The sequence below is a fragment of the Pseudoalteromonas sp. Hal040 genome, from assembly GCF_037162425.1.
GTDB lineage: Bacteria > Pseudomonadota > Gammaproteobacteria > Enterobacterales > Alteromonadaceae > Pseudoalteromonas > Pseudoalteromonas gelatinilytica.
In genome coordinates this window covers 477,288-494,667 of the sequence record NZ_JARLUU010000001.1, presented here as the reverse complement: position 1 = coordinate 494,667, position 17,380 = coordinate 477,288, and the positions used below count along the sequence as shown (strand labels likewise).

Genomic DNA, 17,380 nt, shown 5'->3' with positions numbered 1-17,380 from the left:
TTGCGTAGCTGGAAAAGCTAGAGAATGTAATGGCCGCTGCTAACAACGAGCGAGAAAAGAACGCCATATACACCTCAAAAAGACAAAAAAGGAAGGCCGCTAGATTAGCAAATATCCAATTTTATGCAAGTAAAACGCCTAGCTATGCTAGGGCGTGTTGACCTTTTGTGATTAATTTTGCAGCAGTGTGTTTGGTATTTAGGCAAGGCAGAGCCTATGTAGTGTGGTTGTTCCACATAAATAGGCGATAACGCAGCATCAATGCCAAACACGCGCTGCCCTTCGGGTTCTTCCTAGGGGCGATTAACTCTTTGTTGCTCAATTTTTACTTAGCCCACTAGGTTACAAATCTCGCGCCGCGATTAAATCGCCCCTAGAGTGAACAAATTTTAATCCACAAAGGTCAACACGCCCTAGGTCTTTGAAGTAAAAATAGATTAAATTGGCGAACCCGGTGGCATTGGCAACACTTTAAAGTTTGCAGGCCATTCACCACTTTCTAAAAAGTGACTGATTTGCTCGCTTAAATATTGCTTAAATGCACTGTTACCAACGGATGCACTGCCTAGCATTGATTCTTGCTGGTAACTCTTTGCAAGTTTAGCTAAGTAGTAACGAAGCTGAGCTTGTACTTCGGGTGCCACCTCATTGCTTGCCACTAAGTCAGCAAACTGTTTCGCCGTTAAAAGCTGCACACGTTGGCTAATTTTACCTGCCATCCCAGAAGCAATTTTTTGCTCGAAAACTTGCTGATAAGTTTGTGCTAATAGCGCATCTAAACCATAAAATGCATCGCTTCGTGCTTGCTGCTGCGCTAAACGGTTAATGCGTTGGCTATTAAAAAGTAGGCTCAAGGTATGTGCTGCAGCAACCTCTGGCAGCGCCATCGCATCAAGCGTCAGGCCTGTGCGACCAACAATACTTTCGCGTGATTTAGATTCACCATACGCTTTTGGTGGAATAAGCGCTAATACCGACTCAGGTAAAACAAGATTCTCAGCTTTTAATGTCGCAAGTACTGCATCGGCTGCCGCTTGTTGTGTTTGCTTTGTAACAACCTGCGCCCCTTTTGGTTGTGAGCCATCGCGTACTTCGTATTCGTAATTTACACCGGCAATTAATTTAACCGCCGCTTCAACTTGATAGCGATGGAACAAGTAAAGCGGTACCAGCATTTCTTCTAATTGTGATAAAGCAGTGCCCGTTTTGATGTTCTCGATGCCAAAGCTCGTCAGCGCTTGTTTACGAACATCAAGTACACGCATCAGCTCATCACTCGGTGAACTTCCGTTATCCCATAAATGCCCTGTTGGGTGAGCGCCACCTTGAGCGCGGGCATCACTGTCTGAAATAAATTCCAGCCCTTTGCTTTTGTTCTCAGCTAAAATAGCAGCCAATTGCTGTGCTTCATCTTGATTAGTGAAATCACTATAACCATATTTAATAACTTGGGTGTCCCACACGCCCATGCCAGCAGCATAGCCTCGGCTTACATCTAATTTACCTTGCTCATTAAAGCTCAGTAGTGGGTGTGGATAATCCATTACAGAGGCTCTGTCTGCCACTGACGCTGCAAAGTTATGCGAAATACCTAAAGTATGCCCTACTTCATGAGCGCTTAATTGACGAATACGATCAAGTGCCATGGCTTGTAAACGCTTAGCCACTTCATTGCCTTCAAAATAGGGAGCTGCTAATGCTTCTGCAATTAGGATATCTTGACGTACACGAAGTGAACCTAGTGTCACATGACCTTTGATAATTTCGCCAGTTCGCGGGTCAATCACGGAGCTGCCGTATGACCAACCACGTGTTGCACGGTGCACCCATTGAATTACGTTGTAGCGAATATCCATAGGGTCGGCATCATCAGGGAGCACTTTAACGATAAAAGCATTCTTGTAGCCTGCTGCATTAAAGGCATCATTCCACCATTTAGCCCCATCAAGTAACGCTGTTTTAACTGGCTCGGGTACGCCCGGATCTAAGTAATAAACAATCGGCTCAACGGGCTCGCTGATTGGCAGGCTCGGATCTTTTTTCGCTAAACGATGACGTGGGATGTAACGCACATACATAGACTCACCCAGCGCTGCCGCATAATCTTTGTGCTCAATGCTCCAAAAACCTGCTTGAGGGTGGAACTTGCGCGGGGTGTAGTTATCGTCCGGTAACTCAATTAATGAGTGATGCATATGTACTGTAAGCGCATAAGGGTCTGCGCTCACTTGGCGTACATACTTACCTGGGTTATTACCTTGAAAAGTAAGTACGGCTTCTAGTTCAGTATTTTTTTCAAACGCTTTTGAGCGTGCTAAATATACCGCACTGCGGTTGCTATCTAAGTTAAAACTTCCCTGCCCGGTTGCCGATAAACGACGGCTTACACCATGAACATCGCTTAATAAATAAGGGGTGTAATCCACAAGTACAGCAGTGTCTGACTGAGCGACAACACTAAAGCCCGCTAAAATACTCGATGCGAACGCCTCTTTAATACTTTGTTGTTCTGCAAGGTTATTAGTATTAGCGCGGTAATAAGTATTGATAGCTCTTAGCATCACCTTATCGCCAAAACGCTCAAACTGCACTAAATGTGTGTCACCTAACTGACCGCGATCTAAGCCAATATCATTTGAACCAACACCGTAAGGTAGGCTTTGTTGTAGTAAAAATTGTTGCTCGAGTTTATCCACCTCAAGATACAATTTGCCGTTTTCTGTGTCGTAGTAAAATGAAAAATAGCCTGAAAAATGAGTCATTTTTTCAGTAAAATCATTTATAGGCTTAATTGCTGCGTGTGCTTGAGTTATCATAGTAAGTAGCACAGCTAAGAGCAGATATCGTAGTAATGGTATTTTTTGCATAATCTTATCTTTGTTATTCGCGTTTTAAATACTGTATAGGTATTAAGCAGTATAAAGTACCGTTTATAAAAATCAGCTATTTAAGACGAAATTCAGCGCTTGCTAAGACATTCTCTCTCACACTAAAAATGTCTGGCTACAACGTTATCAGGAAAATAGAATGCGTAGACTCCCACCGGTATTGTTAGAAGATGGTTGCCCTCGTGAATTGATCTCATTGATCAGAACGGTACTTGCGGCATGTAAAGAAATTTCATTTCGTGTTGGTCAAGGCGCCCTATCTGGCGTATTAGGCTCAACCCTAGACGAAAACATTCAGGGTGAAACACAGAAAAAACTCGACGTTCTAACTAACCAACTTTTAAAAGATATTTTATTAGAATCGGGCTACGTAAAAGCCATTGCCTCTGAAGAAGAGGACTTCACCGTTGCGGGTAATCCAAATGCCAACTACATTGTTGCATTCGACCCACTTGATGGCTCATCAAATACTGATATCAACTCACTCGTTGGTACGATTTTCTCAATTATGGCGGCGCCTGAAGGGGCAGATCCAGCTGATCCTAGTATTTTTATGCAACCGGGTAAAAACCAAGTTGCAGCGGGTTATGTATTATATGGCCCATCTACCGTGCTGGCGTTAACAACCGGCAAAGGCACACGCTTTTTCACCTTAGATAAAACGCACGGAACCTTCTTATTAACGCAAGATTTTGCAAAAGTGCCTGAAGAGACCAGCGAATTTGCTATCAATGCTTCAAACCAACGTCATTGGCAACCGGCGATGCAAAATTACATCAATGACCTAATTGCTGGTGACACAGGCCCGCGTGGTCGTAACTTCAACATGCGCTGGATTGCTGCAATGGTGGGTGATGTGCACCGTGTATTATGCCGTGGTGGTATTTTTACTTACCCAACCGACACGAAAGATCCAAATAAACCTAACAAATTACGCTTACTATACGAAGCAAACCCAATGGCAATGTTAATCGAACAAGCTGGCGGTATTGCCTCAACAGGCACTGAGCGCATCATGGACATTCAACCTGACGCAATTCACCAACGTGTGGCGGTGATCTTAGGCTCGAAGAACGAAGTGGAAACGTGCTTAAGCTATCATAAGTAGTAAAGATTAAGATTTTTATACTTCTGCAAAAGACGCGATGTGCTTTCACATCGCGTTTTTTATGCTAAATACAACAAGCAGAAATAAAGAGAGTCCGACTCGTTAGCATATACTCGAAAACCTGCACTGGCATTGTGTATGCGTTCATACTCCTTTAAAATAGCGCCCTTACATATCATCGAGACTGGCCGTGTTACTCAATTATAATCCCCCAATGACACCTTATTTAAGTATTGTTTATCAAGACGATGATTTACTTATTGTGAATAAACCAAGTGGTTTACTTACTGTGCCGGGAAAAGATCCGAAACACGCCGATTGTCTTATTTCACGCGTTAATCGTGTATTTCCAACTGCGAAAATTGTTCATCGCTTAGATATGGCAACCTCTGGCATTATTTGCTTAGCCATGCACAAAGAAGCGCATCGTAATTTAAGCATTCAATTTCAAGATAGAAAAACCGCGAAACGCTACATTGCTCGTGTATTTGGTAAGCTTGAGCAACAAACAGGATCGGTAGATTTGCCACTTATTTGTGATTGGCCGAACCGCCCAAAGCAAATGGTTGATCACGACAATGGCAAACCGTCATTAACCCACTTTAAAGTACTTGAGCATGAACAGAATGCAACTCGTGTCGAGCTGACCCCTATTACTGGGCGTTCTCACCAACTACGTGTGCACATGTTGTCATTAGGTCACCCTATTTTAGGCGATAAGTTGTATGCGCATCCCGAGGCATTCGCCATGGCTCCTCGCTTACAACTGCATGCTGAAATGCTTTCCTTGGCTCACCCAGTCAGCGGTGAAACACTGATTTTTGAAGCTGCTCCTGAGTTTTAAGACAATTCGCTAAATATTTAATAAAGACTGCCGATAGTTAATTAATCACTGATTTAATTAAAGACTCAGGTAATATCGGCATGAATTTAAAACCCGCACATCGCTTACTTTACGCAGCCTGTTTTGCGTTAATGGGCAATGTGAATGCTGCCGATTTTATAAAACCCGCCCCTTGGTCAAGCTTGGTCACTAACGATATTCAACGCTTTTTACCAAGTGATGAAGTACGTACTCTGCTTGCCGGTGAAGATGAGTTCATTAGCTTATATCGTCAATCGATGGCAGCAAGCCAACGCGGGATTGTGCTCATTATTCCTGATTGGCAGCACCTACCCACTAATAATGCCGGTATTAACTTTTTGCGTAAGCAGTTAAACGAAATTGGCTATGCAACCCTTGCCATGACCATGCCTGACATTGATTGGCACCCTGCCGATATGGCAATGCCAAAGCCATCAGAAAGCTCTGAAACTGAATCTACAACACAAAGTGATGAACAAGCAGTTCCTGCTCCACCAGCCGAAACGCAACAAGCGCCGCATTTTGTTACGGGTGAACCTAATATCAGTGAAGCCGTGCTTGATGATTACAAATTAAAGCTAATTGCCAGATTCAATGCCTTGTATAACAGTGCAATGGATGAAGGTGGCAATATTATTGTGGTAGCACAAGGTGCCAGTGCGGGGCTATTGATTGAGCATTATGCTAGCTTTCCAAATAACGAACTAAACGCTTTTATTAGCCTAGGTAGTTATTTACCTAACAGTGTTCGTAACCAGCATCTCAATGCGACCCTTTCGACTATCAGCCCACCGTTACTGGATATTTTTTATAGTGAGGGTAACCCTGACACCCTGCAAAGTGTAAAAGACAGAAAACGTTGGGTAAGAAAACACGCTAAATATGACTACCGACAAAGAGAGTTATTTGGTGTGCCTTCAGAGCCTGAGCAGCACCAGCGACTGCTCAAAGAAGTAGACGGCTTTTTACGCCGCCTTTTTTAAATACTCATAAGCCGCTTGAATATCTTGGCTTTTCTTTACCGCAACTTCCATCATATGCTTTGGTAAACCTTGCGATACCAGCTTATCGGGGTGATGCTGAGCCATGAGCTTTCGATAAGCTACTTTAATCTCTCTCGCAGAAGCATCATTGTTTAAGCCTAAAAGAGCCAACGCTTGGGCGCGATTCATACCATTATTCGGTGGCACACTGTGCCCTCTTTGTTCACTATGACTGCTGCGATTTTGCTGGCTTTGTTGACGTTGCTGTTCATAAAAACGCTGTTGTTGCTGACGAAATGCAAATTCGGCTTGGTAGCGTTTTAATAAAAATGAGAACTGAGTACGTGAAATACCTAACTGCTTGCTCACCTCTTGCAATAGCTGCTTTTCTTGCTCTGCAAGGTGGCCATCAGAAAAGGCCATTTGGATTTGTATTTCGAGAAACAGTTGCAATAAATCATGACGTCGGGCAAAGCGCTCTTTAAAGTCATGAACGGTTTCTTTTAGTGAAAAGTCAGCTTCTTTACCGCTTCGAAAGGCATCTTGTGCTTCGCGACGCTCATCGCCTGAGAGCCCCATTTCGTCCATAAAGACACTGGCAGCACGAATATGCGTTTCACTAACACGGCCATTTGATTTGGCAATATGCCCCATCACTGCAAAACAGCTCGAAAAGAAAAGTGCTTGGCGTTCGTTAATATCATCGCCTTTAAACAAACCAGAGAAACCACCGGCTTTATCAAAGTCTTGTTTTAAGCTGCGATCGAACATATGGCCTAGGTATAGGCCGAGTAAGGCACCAATAAACTTGCCAAACATAAAGCCAAAACAAAAACCGAGTACTTTTCCCCACATAATCTGGCAAACCTCTGTTGTTATTACAAAGCGAAACGTTGATTGATTTCGTCGAGTCTGGCTGGTGTGCCAATGTCATCCCACTGACCTAAATAAAGTTCAGTAGAAACCTGATGCTCACTGAGCTTTTCTCGCAAAATAGGCCCAAGTGGACGAATACCAGTGCTGAGACCTTTAAAGAAATCAGCATGATAACGACTTATACCGGAAAAAGTATACTTTTGACTATCAGGGCTTAGATGACTCAGCGCAAAATCACCATCAGGATTATGCGCAGGATTTTCAACAAGGACAATATGCGCCTCACCGGCTTGCAGGTGCAACTGCATTAACGAAGTAACATCGTAATCAGTAAACACATCACCATTGATGACAATAAATTGTTCGCCCAATAACGGCAATGCTTGAATGATTCCCCCGGCGGTTTCAAGCCCCCCAGCCTGCTCTTGGCTGTAAGTGATCGATACACCAAACTGCGAACCATCACCGAAATACTCTGTTATTTTGTCGCCTTGCCAGGCAAGGTTAATAACAATATCGGTAACCCCGGCTTGACGTAAGTTATTAATATGATGCTCTAATAGTGGCTTGCCGTTAATTTTTAGCATCGGCTTTGGCATCGTTTCGGTTAGCGGCATCATGCGTTTACCACGCCCCGCCGCTAGGATCATTGCTTTCATTTGGACTCTTTCGTTAAACGCTGCTTAGCCTGTGGAATAATTATCTGCTCTATCCACTGACCAAGGGCTGTTAACTCTGGGTATTCTTTACTGACATTACTGATGTATGTAAGGGTTGGCAGTACATTATTCAAATAGCCAGACTTACCGTCACGTAATTTTAAGCGGCAAAATATGCCCGCAGCTTTTAAATGACGCTGCACGCCGGTTAAATCAAACCAACGTTTAAACATCGCAAACGAGGTGTCTTGCAATAGCTGCTGCTCGCTAAATTCGTCATAAGCGTAATGTAAAAGGTAGTCGAGCTCTTGCTCTGGTAGCTTGAAATAGCAATCTCTTAATAACGACACAAGGTCATAACACACCGGCCCTTGTACGGCATCTTGATAATCAATAATCGCCCATTGCTGCCCTGTGCGCATAATATTACGGCTATGGAAGTCTCGGTGCACCGTAACAATTGGTTGCTCAAGGGCATTATTAATTAATAACTCACAGGCTTGTTGCCACATTTTCTGCTCATCAGCAGAGAGTTGCTCACCGATAAAGTTATCGACTAAGCAATCTCTAAAAATGCTTAGCTCAAACTGTAAAAACTCGCCATCAAATACTTTCATATATTGGGCAGGCGGGATTTGCGCCCACTGTGCACTTAACTTTATTAGATGTTTGTAGTGCAAAGTGCGGTCTTCGTCGCCCAGTAAATCAGCCAAATGAGTATTGCCTAAATCACTCAGCAAGAAGAAGCCTTGTTTTTCATCAGCCTGAAGAATTTTTGGTAATTTAAACCCATGCTGAGAAAATACTTTGTTGAGTTCTATATAAGGTGTGTTATCTAGTTTGTCTGGATCTGAGTCCATGACAATATAGCTTTGATCACCTGTATTTACGCGGAAATAACGGCGAAAACTCGCATCCCCAGTGATGGCGGCTAATTGATATTCATCCTCTTTAAAGTGAGGATTTAAAAACTGCTGTAAACTTTTATAACGATTCATTTAGTAAGATATCTATTTTTCACTAAGTCAATTACTGTATTTGCCATTGTTTTCCTTTATTATGTCTAGCTTATATCCAACCAAAGAGCATTAAGGTCATTAAATGAGCAAAACCTGGGGCATAATGATGCTAAGCGTACTTAGCGCACCATCGTTCGCCGAAACTGAACTGACACACAATTTTTGTGGCACTTCAATGCAAACCAGAGCTTGGCAACCGCTCCCTGGCCTTGAACTTAATATGATCGATATCAAATCCGATGATATTGAACTATTGGGTACCCAAAGCGCAGAATTTACCGGTAATGTAGATATTAACACCCTAACGATGAATTTGTCCGCACAAAGTGCACTGATTGACAAACAACGTGGGTTACTTAATGCAACCGGCCCTATCGTTTATCGCGATAAAGTAAGCCAAATTAATAGCTCTGGGCTCAATGCGGATTTAAATAATTCTGAATTAAGCTTGCTTGGTGCTGATTATAAGCTCACCGACCAACTAGGTCATGGTGGCGCAGAAAAACTAACAGTCAACGAGTCTGGCCTAAACCTGATGAACGCAAGCTTTACTACCTGCCCCGGCGAAACACCGGTGTGGGCAATCGAAGCTGACGAAATTGACTTATCTAGTGAAGATGGCTGGGGCGAAACCCACAATACCGTATTACGAGTATTTGATACGCCCGTGCTTTATATTCCCTATTTTACGTTTCCGTTAGATGACCGCCGTAAATCAGGTTTATTAACACCTAATTTCTCAAGTTCTGGTCGCTACGGTATTGAAACTATCACTCCGTATTATTGGAATATTGCACCTAATTACGACGCCACCATTACGCCTCGCTATATGTCGAAGCGCGGCTTGCAAATGATTGGTGAGTTTCGTTATTTAACTGAGCAAAACAACGGTCTCATTGCCGTTGAGTATCTAGATAAAGATGATGAAGAGCCAAATGTTGACTCGCGTTATCTATTCCATTGGCAGCAGCAAAGCTACTTTGGTGAGAACTGGCGCGGTATTATCGATATTACTAACGTTAGTGATGATAACTACTTAACCGATTTAAATTCTGGTTATGCGACCCGTACAGACACTCAGTTATACCGCACAGGTTCACTCACCCACTTAGGTGACACTTGGCGTACTAATATCAAGTTGCAAAGTTTTGAAGTGCTTGGTGATCACCGCGAATCATACGCGGCGCTGCCACAAATTAGCTTTTCGCAAACTGATGCCTATGATTTTTATGGCGTTGATTTAACCTTAGATGGTGAGCTTAGCTACTTCACGAATGATGATGCCGTCATTGATGAAGCAAGCCGTGTTCACATAGAACCGAAAGCAAGTTTTGGTTATCAAGAATATGCCTGGTCGTTTTTATCTGAATTCAGCTTACTGCATACAGAATATAATCAGCATGGTGATTTAACAGGTACCGACTACGACGAAAAAGTCACCCGTACCCTGCCAAAAGTGCGTTTATACAGCCAATTAAATTTTGAGCGTGAAACTGCGTTTTTCTTTAAAGATGGTATTCAAACACTTGAACCACAAATTCAGTACTTGTACACCCCTAATAAAGACCAATCAAACATTGGCCTTTACGATACGGCAAAATTACAAGATGACTTTTTTGGTTTATTTAGAGACCGTCGATTCTCAAGCATCGACCGCATTGCCACTGCGAACCAATTTACGTTAGGTGCGACAACTCGCTTGTTTAGCAGCGAAAACGAAGAAGTATTTAATTTCAGCGCTGGCCAAATTTTCTATTTAAGTGATGAGGCTAAACCTACATCACAAGGTATTAATGTTGATACTAACTACAATGCATTGTTCGCGACGCAAACCATGTTACATTGGCACCGTCGCTGGTATTTATCAGGTGGTATTCAATACGACACTGATGGCAAAGAAATTATTCAATCAAATATCACCTTAGATTATAAAGGTGACGATAAACAGCTCGTGCAATTGAACCATCGCTATGCAAATGATGTCTCAGGCAATACAATCGAGCAAGTTGGTCTATTTACTAGCATTCCGCTATCGCAAGATTGGCAGTTTGTTGGCAGCTATCACCGCGATTTAGAAAGTGGTCGTAGTATTGAGGTTTTCAGCGGTCTTCAGTATGAATCGTGCTGTTGGGCGTTTCAAATCACAGGCCGTCGTCAAATCGAAACTGATTTAAACCAGGCGATTGGTCAAGAGCAAGCAACCTTTGATACCAGTATTGGCTTCAATATCGTATTAAAAGGGCTTGGAAGTAAAAGCCGTTATGATGCACAAAAATTATTACAACAAGGTATTTTTGGCTATCGTAGACCGTATTTTCTTAATAACTAGTACCGCAGTACTATTAGCAAGAGTATTAGAAAAAGTATGAATTTAAAAAAATTATTTGCATCTGCATTATTAACAGTTGGCCTTTGCCAAAGCGTTTTCGCAAAACCTGTCGAAATCGACAAAGTCGTTGGTGTAGTTAACCAAGGTGTTATTTTACAAAGTGAAGTAGATACCATAATCAACCGAGTAAAAACTCAAGCTGCAGAGCAAGGTCAAGAATTACCTTCTGATGACACGCTTCGTATTCAAGCAATTGAACGTTTAGTTAACCAAACGCTGATGATGCAACTTGCTGAGCGAATGGGCTTAGAAATCTCTGATTCTCAGTTAGACCAAACGCTAGAAAACATGGCGCGCGAGCAAGGTGGTTCAATCGCTGATTTACGCCGTACAATTGAAGCTGCAGGCGAGAGCTACCCAGCATACCGTGAAGAAATTCGTAAAGAAATCACCACACAACAAGTTATGCGTGCGAACGTTGACCGTCGCATCTATATCAGCCCGCAAGAAATCGATAACCTTTTAAAAATTATGGAAACTCAAGGTAAAAGTGCCGAAGAGTACGATATTGGTCACATCCTGATTGATATTCCAAGTGATGCAACACCGGATGAAATCACCAGTGCTAAAACGCGTGCGGACAAAGTTATCGAATTTTTAAAAGAAGGCAAAGAATTTAAACGTATCGCTATTTCATCTTCTAGTGGTTCAAAAGCACTTGAAGGTGGTCAGCTTGGTTGGATGAGCATTAACGAAATGCCATCACTATTCGCTGAGGCGGTAAAAGGTCATAAAAAAGATGATATCGTTGGCCCGCTTCGCTCAGGCGCTGGTTTCCACATTATTAAAGTGCAAGATGTTCGTGGCCGCCAAGTAGTTGAAACTACTGAAGTTCGCTCGCGTCATATCTTAGTTAAACCATCAATTATTTTAAGCGAAGAAAAAGCCCGTGACATGCTTAAAGGCTTTGCAAAAGACCTTCGTGAAGGTAAGGCTGACTTTGCTGAGCTTGCTAAAGAGTACTCTGAAGATCCAGGTTCTGCATTAAAAGGCGGTGAGTACGATTGGACAGACCCAAGTACTTATGTACCAGAGTTCAAAAATACTCTGCTTTCGCTAGAAAAAAATGAAATCAGTGAGCCGTTCAGAACACAGTTTGGTTGGCACATTGTACAGCTACTTGATAAGCGTGTAGCAGATAAAACAGAGCAAGCTAAGCGTAACCGCGCTCACCAACTCCTGTTTAATCGTAAATTTAAAGAAGAAAGTTTCAACTGGCAGCAAGAAATGCGTGAGCAAGCACACGTTGATATTTTCCCAACAGAATAAAAATTATGACCATTAGAATTGCAATTACCCCAGGAGAGCCAGCTGGTATTGGCCCTGATTTACTTATCAAGTTAGCGCAGCACCAGTGGGATGCCCAACTGGTGGTGATTGCTGATGGTGCGCTGTTAAAACAGCGCGCCAAGTTGCTTGGCTTAGACATTAACTTAATTGACTTTGATGATAGCCAAACGCCTAGTATTGCGCCTGCTGGCAGTGTTTACTTACACCAAGTAGATTTAGGCACAGACGTTGAAGTAGGTGTACTAAATGACGCCAATGGTCAATATGTACTTGACACATTACGTATCGCCAGTGAAAAAAATATGGACGGTACCTTTGCCGCAGTTGTTACAGGCCCAGTACATAAAGGGATTATCAACAAAGCAGGTATCTCATTCAGCGGTCACACTGAGTATTTTGCACAGCAATCGAATACTGCTGATGTCGTGATGTTGTTAGCAACCGAAGGCTTGCGCGTAGCACTTGTCACGACGCATATACCGCTTGCTTATGTATCGCGCGCAATCACCGTTGAGCGTTTAAGTAAAGTTGCCACTATTTTAAACCATGACTTGCAAACTAAGTTTGGTATTGAAAAACCGCGTATCCTCGTCTGTGGCCTCAATCCACATGCTGGCGAAGATGGTCATTTAGGCACTGAAGAAATTGATACCATAGCGCCAACGTTAGAGCTATTAAATAACCAAGGCATGAACTTAATTGGACCATTGCCTGCTGATACCCTTTTCCAAGATAAATACCTTTCGCAAGCAGATGCAGTGCTAGCAATGTATCACGATCAGGGATTACCTGTGCTAAAATACAAAGGTTTCGGCAATTCGGTCAACATCACCCTTGGCCTGCCATTTATTCGCACCTCAGTAGACCATGGTACGGCACTCGATTTAGCCGGCACGGGTACTGCTGATGTAGGTAGTTTTGAATTAGCGATCCGCGAAGCAATTAAGCTCGCCCATGAAAAAGCACAGAATCAATGACAGATAAAGTACATTTAGGACACCGCGCACGTAAGCGTTTTGGTCAAAACTTTTTAAACGATGACATGATCATCGACAAAATCGTCACGGCTATCGATCCTAAACCTGAAGACAATTTAGTAGAAATCGGCCCGGGTCTTGGTGCAATCACTGAGCCAGTAGCTGATTTAAGTGGCCACCTAACTGTTGTTGAGCTAGATAAAGACTTAGCAGAACGTTTAACAAGCCACCCATTCTTAGGGCCAAAATTAACGGTGCATCAAGGCGATGCAATGAAGTTTGATTTTAGCACTCTGATCAAGTCTGACGAAAAATTAAAGATTTTTGGTAACTTACCTTATAACGTATCGACCCCACTGCTATTCCATTTATTTGAGTTCGCAGATAACGTTGAGCATATGCACTTTATGCTACAAAAAGAAGTGGTCAAGCGTATGGTAGCAGGCCCGGGTAGTAAAGCGTTTGGCCGTTTAAGTGTAATGACACAATATTACTGCCACGCAATGCCTGTGATTGATGTGCCACCTGAGTGCTTCAAGCCAGCCCCTAAGGTTGATTCAGCGGTTATTCGCTTGATCCCGAAAAAGCCAGAGCAACGCACAGCTAAAAGCACTAAACTTTTAAATACAGTATGTTTAGAAGCGTTTAATCAACGCCGTAAGACACTGCGTAACAGCTTAGCTAACTTGCTTACAGCTGAAGAGCTAACAGGTATCGGTATAGATATCACTCTTCGTGCAGAAAGCCTGTCTTTACAACAATTTATTGATATAGCTAATTGGATTTATGACAACAAGCAGTAATTTAGGTTCTCCAATTAAGGTGTCGGTTGAGACCTTCTATGTAGAAGGTCAATCAGAGCCTGAACAAGATAAATACGTTTTTGCTTACTCAATCACCATAAAAAACCACAGTTTATGTAGTGCTAAGCTTTTGAGTCGTTACTGGTTAATTACCGATGCCAACGGCAAAGAAGTGGAAGTACAAGGTGAAGGCGTTGTTGGTGAGACACCGACCATTGCCCCTGGTGAAAGTTACAAATACACCAGCGGTGCAGTACTTGATACCCCTGTCGGGACGATGCAAGGCCACTACACCATGCGCAACGAGTTTGGTACTGAGTTTGAAGCACCAATCGAGGTGTTTCGTTTAGCCCGTCCAAACATTTTGCACTAGGTAACAATGGCTGACTACGCAATTGGTGACTTACAGGGCTGTTATAGTGAATTTGATACGCTCTTAAAACGTGTCGATTTTAATCCAAGCCAAGATCATCTTTACTTAGTCGGCGATATTGTCGCTCGAGGCCCTGATTCACTCGCCTGCCTCGAGCACCTATATACAATGCAAGGCAGTGTCAGTATTACCCTTGGTAATCATGATTTACACCTTATTGCTTGTCATTATCTAAATAAACCAGCAAACCCTAAAGATAAACTTGCTGATGTTTTTAATAGCCCAAAACGTGCTGAATATATTCACTTTTTGCAACAGCAACCATTAGCCTTATGGCTTGAACGCTATGACATGCTCATAAGCCATGCTGGCTTAAACCCTAATTGGTCGATAAAAAAAGCACTAAAGCGTGCTCGCTTTGCAGAGCGTTGCTATCAAGGTGCTGATGCAAGTCATTACTTTGCCAATATGTATGACCCCCATCCATTAGCATGGCAATCAACATTACCTAACCAAGCTAAATTTCGTTATATCGTTAATTACTTCACGCGCATGCGCTTTGTTAATTTGCTTGGTGAACTCGATTTCAGTAACAAAACCAGCATTAGTGAAGATAGCTCAATAATCCCTTGGTTCGAGCATCCGAATGTGAGTAAGCTCAAGCAACAGATCACATTTGGTCATTGGGCTGCTTTAGAAGGTAAAGTTAAAGCTAAAAATATTCACGCTCTCGACACCGGCTGTGTATGGGGAGGTGCTATGACACTCATGGAACTCAGCCAAAAAGGCTGTTTTGTCGAAAAATCCCACTCTTTTATCTAAATAAACTGAAAAATAGCTGAACATCTGTTAGATTTATAACAATTAAAGTTAATTTAATTTAAAGCTAATTAAATTTAAATACTTAACTAATTGGCAACCTTGCCGATAAGTGTTGATTAGTACTATTTTCTGGAATTACATATGAACTTGACCGTTAGACAGCGTATTTGGGGTGGCTTTATTGTTATTACGTTACTCCTGCTATTTATTGGTGGTAACTCGTTGATCAGAATTACCAACATTGATCAATCAACGCGACGAGTTAATCAGCTGTCATTACCGGCTCTCGATAAAAGTTATGAGTTGCAGGTTGAATTCATTTTGATGAGTAAATCTGCACAAGCCAGCTTTTACACCACATCACAAGATGAGTTAGCGGCTCTTCGCAAGAATTTTACTGAACAGAAAAAGCGTTACGATAGCTCTTACCAAGAGCTACAGCAGATAGTGAGTAACGATCCTAAACTGAAACAAAGCAGCCAAGAAGTTGAACAAACTTATAAACGTTTTGCTAAATCTGTTGATAACCTTTTCGCAGATAAACAAACTCAGCTAGAACTGAATAAAACGCTACGCACGCAGCTTGAAAGTATCGAGATCAGCGCTGAAGATGCTAACTCAGTTGTGCTAGATATCATTGATATTGATGGCCTTGAAGAAAACCACTCACGTGCTTATCAAGCTGCCAACAACATGGAAAACAACTTCCAGTCAGTCGTCACTAATAGTACCGATATGTTAACGGTTAAAACCCTTAACACATTAGATATTATTAAAAATGAGCAAGTTTACTACTTGGAAGAAGTTGAACGAAGCCTTGGCCTTATCCGCCCAGCTATCATTGATAATAATGCTGACTTATATAATGACCTAAATGGTTATTTTGAAAGCCTTGCCAATAACGTGCGCGGCAACAACAGTTTATCAGCAAATAAAAAGCGCTTAATTGATGCAATTGCACAAACTGAATCTGAACTAGCCAATGCAGAAAAATCAACGGCCGAAGCCCTGAAACAACTTAAAGAGCTTGTTGATCAAGCAACAGTCCTTGCCTTTGACTTACAGCAAGATGTGAGCGGCAATGTATCAACGGCGACTATTTGGACTTGGATTGCCATGGTTATCGCGACTTTAATTGCTATTGCAGTGGCGGCGATTACTGTAAACCGTATTACTAAACCTCTGTCTGAAGTAAACCGTATTCTTGATATTGTTGCTAGCGGTGACATGACTCAACGCCTAGATGATTCAGCTAAAGATGAGTTTGGTGAGCTATCACGAAGCTGTAATACACTCATCGAAAGTTTACGTACGCTTATTCAAGGTATTATCTCTCGCTCTACACAGCTTGCTGCGGCATCTGAAGAAACTTCAGCAATCACTGAAGAATCAAGCCAAGCTATTCGTAATCAACAAGCGCAAGTTGAACAAGCTGCCACAGCAACCACGGAAATGAGCAGCACATCACAAGCGGTAAGCAGCAGTGCTCAACAAGCACTTAGTGAAATTAAGAACGCAGATAAAGAAGCTGACCGTGTTAAAGGTATTTCTTCGCAAAACAAAGCGACTATTGAACAACTTGCCCGTGAAGTTGATGATGCATCACAAGTTATCAATCAACTACACAAAGACAGCGCATCAATTGGCGGTATCTTAGATGTTATTCGTGGCATTGCAGAGCAAACTAACCTACTTGCGCTTAATGCTGCAATTGAAGCTGCACGTGCTGGCGAACAAGGCCGAGGCTTCGCTGTTGTAGCTGACGAGGTTCGCTCTTTAGCAAGCAAGACTCAAGAGTCGACCCAAGAGATCCAAGCTATGATTGAATCACTTCAGGTTGGCGCTGAAGCTGCTGTATCGGCGATGTCGAAAGGTAAGCAACAAGCTGAGTCGTGTGTTGAGCAGTCAGACCTTGCCAACACAGCCCTTGATTCAATCACTGCAGCCGTTGCACAAGCTCATAATGTAAGCGAAGAGATCTCAACAGCCGCTCACGAACAGCAACAAGTATCACAAGAAATTAGCGAACGCTTAGAGTCGATTGTGGCAATTGCAGAGCAAACAGCTGAGGGCGCAAACCAAACCAATATTTCAAGTTCAGAAGTTGCTAAGTTAGCAGAAGAACTACGTTTATCGGTCGATGCGTTTAAAGTTTAAGAAGATGTAAACGAGTTACGATTTAACAAAGATAGAAGCCGTGTTTGTGAAAACAAACACGGCTTTTTTGTATGTATTCATATCAATTCGCCTACCTTGTGAGCTGACTACACTTAATATTAGCCTGCCTCCCCTCCCAAATAGGCGCATTTTTTAATAGCAAATAATTAC

The 17,380-nt window shown here is 42.4% G+C and carries 14 protein-coding genes; 10 read left to right on the top strand and 4 right to left on the bottom strand.

All coding sequences use genetic code 11. The features are described from left to right. Positions 1–437: 437 nt before the first annotated feature. On the bottom strand, positions 438–2,867 hold the full coding sequence (locus tag P4S60_RS02245) for a zinc-dependent metalloprotease (RefSeq protein WP_337114871.1): 2,430 nt from the start codon (positions 2,865–2,867) through the stop codon (positions 438–440). 160 nt (positions 2,868–3,027) lie between these two features. Here P4S60_RS02245 and P4S60_RS02240 point away from each other — a divergent pair, with 160 nt between their 5' ends. From P4S60_RS02240 to P4S60_RS02230, 3 genes are all read left to right on the top strand, one after another. After that, a complete protein-coding gene (locus P4S60_RS02240; RefSeq protein ID WP_337114870.1) occupies positions 3,028–3,996 on the top strand; it encodes a class 1 fructose-bisphosphatase in 969 nt (322 codons plus the stop codon). A 190-nt stretch (positions 3,997–4,186) separates the two neighbouring features. Further along, positions 4,187–4,840, top strand: a complete 654-nt coding sequence (rluA, locus tag P4S60_RS02235) for a bifunctional tRNA pseudouridine(32) synthase/23S rRNA pseudouridine(746) synthase RluA (RefSeq protein WP_337114869.1) — start codon at positions 4,187–4,189, stop codon at positions 4,838–4,840. 80 nt (positions 4,841–4,920) lie between these two features. Further along, entirely contained in the window at positions 4,921–5,844 is a 924-nt protein-coding gene (locus P4S60_RS02230) for a DUF3530 family protein (protein ID WP_337114868.1), read from the top strand. Here the strand turns inward: P4S60_RS02230 and djlA are convergent. From djlA to P4S60_RS02215, 3 genes are read right to left on the bottom strand one after another with little or no spacing between them, the layout of a single operon-like run. Beyond that, complete coding sequence (gene djlA / locus P4S60_RS02225; protein WP_337114867.1) at positions 5,827–6,699, bottom strand: co-chaperone DjlA; 873 nt, start codon at positions 6,697–6,699, stop codon at positions 5,827–5,829. The two genes, P4S60_RS02230 and djlA, sit on opposite strands and share 18 nt — an antisense overlap. 23 nt (positions 6,700–6,722) lie before the next feature. Then, positions 6,723–7,379, bottom strand: a complete 657-nt coding sequence (gene murU, locus P4S60_RS02220; RefSeq protein WP_337114866.1) for an N-acetylmuramate alpha-1-phosphate uridylyltransferase MurU — start codon at positions 7,377–7,379, stop codon at positions 6,723–6,725. After that, positions 7,376–8,377: an aminoglycoside phosphotransferase family protein gene (locus P4S60_RS02215; protein ID WP_337114865.1), complete on the bottom strand. Its 1,002-nt coding sequence runs from the start codon at positions 8,375–8,377 to the stop codon at positions 7,376–7,378. The genes murU and P4S60_RS02215 overlap by 4 nt, the downstream gene beginning before the upstream one ends. A 103-nt stretch (positions 8,378–8,480) precedes the next feature. Between P4S60_RS02215 and lptD the strand changes: the two genes are divergently transcribed. From lptD to P4S60_RS02180, 7 genes are all read left to right on the top strand, one after another. Continuing rightward, complete coding sequence (gene lptD / locus P4S60_RS02210) at positions 8,481–10,727, top strand: LPS assembly protein LptD (RefSeq protein ID WP_337114864.1); 2,247 nt, start codon at positions 8,481–8,483, stop codon at positions 10,725–10,727. 36 nt (positions 10,728–10,763) lie between these two features. Then, positions 10,764–12,056 carry a peptidylprolyl isomerase SurA gene (surA, locus tag P4S60_RS02205; protein WP_063702976.1) on the top strand — a complete coding sequence of 431 codons (1,293 nt, stop codon included), beginning with the start codon at positions 10,764–10,766 and terminating at the stop codon, positions 12,054–12,056. Between the two features lie 5 nt (positions 12,057–12,061). Further along, positions 12,062–13,054 carry a 4-hydroxythreonine-4-phosphate dehydrogenase PdxA gene (gene pdxA / locus P4S60_RS02200; protein ID WP_063702974.1) on the top strand — a complete coding sequence of 331 codons (993 nt, stop codon included), beginning with the start codon at positions 12,062–12,064 and terminating at the stop codon, positions 13,052–13,054. After that, positions 13,051–13,857, top strand: a complete 807-nt coding sequence (rsmA, locus tag P4S60_RS02195) for a 16S rRNA (adenine(1518)-N(6)/adenine(1519)-N(6))-dimethyltransferase RsmA (protein ID WP_063702973.1) — start codon at positions 13,051–13,053, stop codon at positions 13,855–13,857. The genes pdxA and rsmA overlap by 4 nt, the downstream gene beginning before the upstream one ends. Further along, a complete protein-coding gene (gene apaG / locus P4S60_RS02190) occupies positions 13,841–14,230 on the top strand; it encodes a Co2+/Mg2+ efflux protein ApaG (RefSeq protein ID WP_054550996.1) in 390 nt (129 codons plus the stop codon). The genes rsmA and apaG overlap by 17 nt, the downstream gene beginning before the upstream one ends. Positions 14,231–14,236: 6 nt before the next feature. Continuing rightward, positions 14,237–15,052 carry a symmetrical bis(5'-nucleosyl)-tetraphosphatase gene (locus P4S60_RS02185; protein ID WP_337114863.1) on the top strand — a complete coding sequence of 272 codons (816 nt, stop codon included), beginning with the start codon at positions 14,237–14,239 and terminating at the stop codon, positions 15,050–15,052. A 141-nt stretch (positions 15,053–15,193) separates the two neighbouring features. After that, positions 15,194–17,209 (top strand): methyl-accepting chemotaxis protein, encoded by a 2,016-nt coding sequence (locus tag P4S60_RS02180; RefSeq protein WP_337114862.1) that lies wholly within the window; start codon positions 15,194–15,196, stop codon positions 17,207–17,209. The last annotated feature ends 171 nt before the right edge of the window (positions 17,210–17,380 follow it).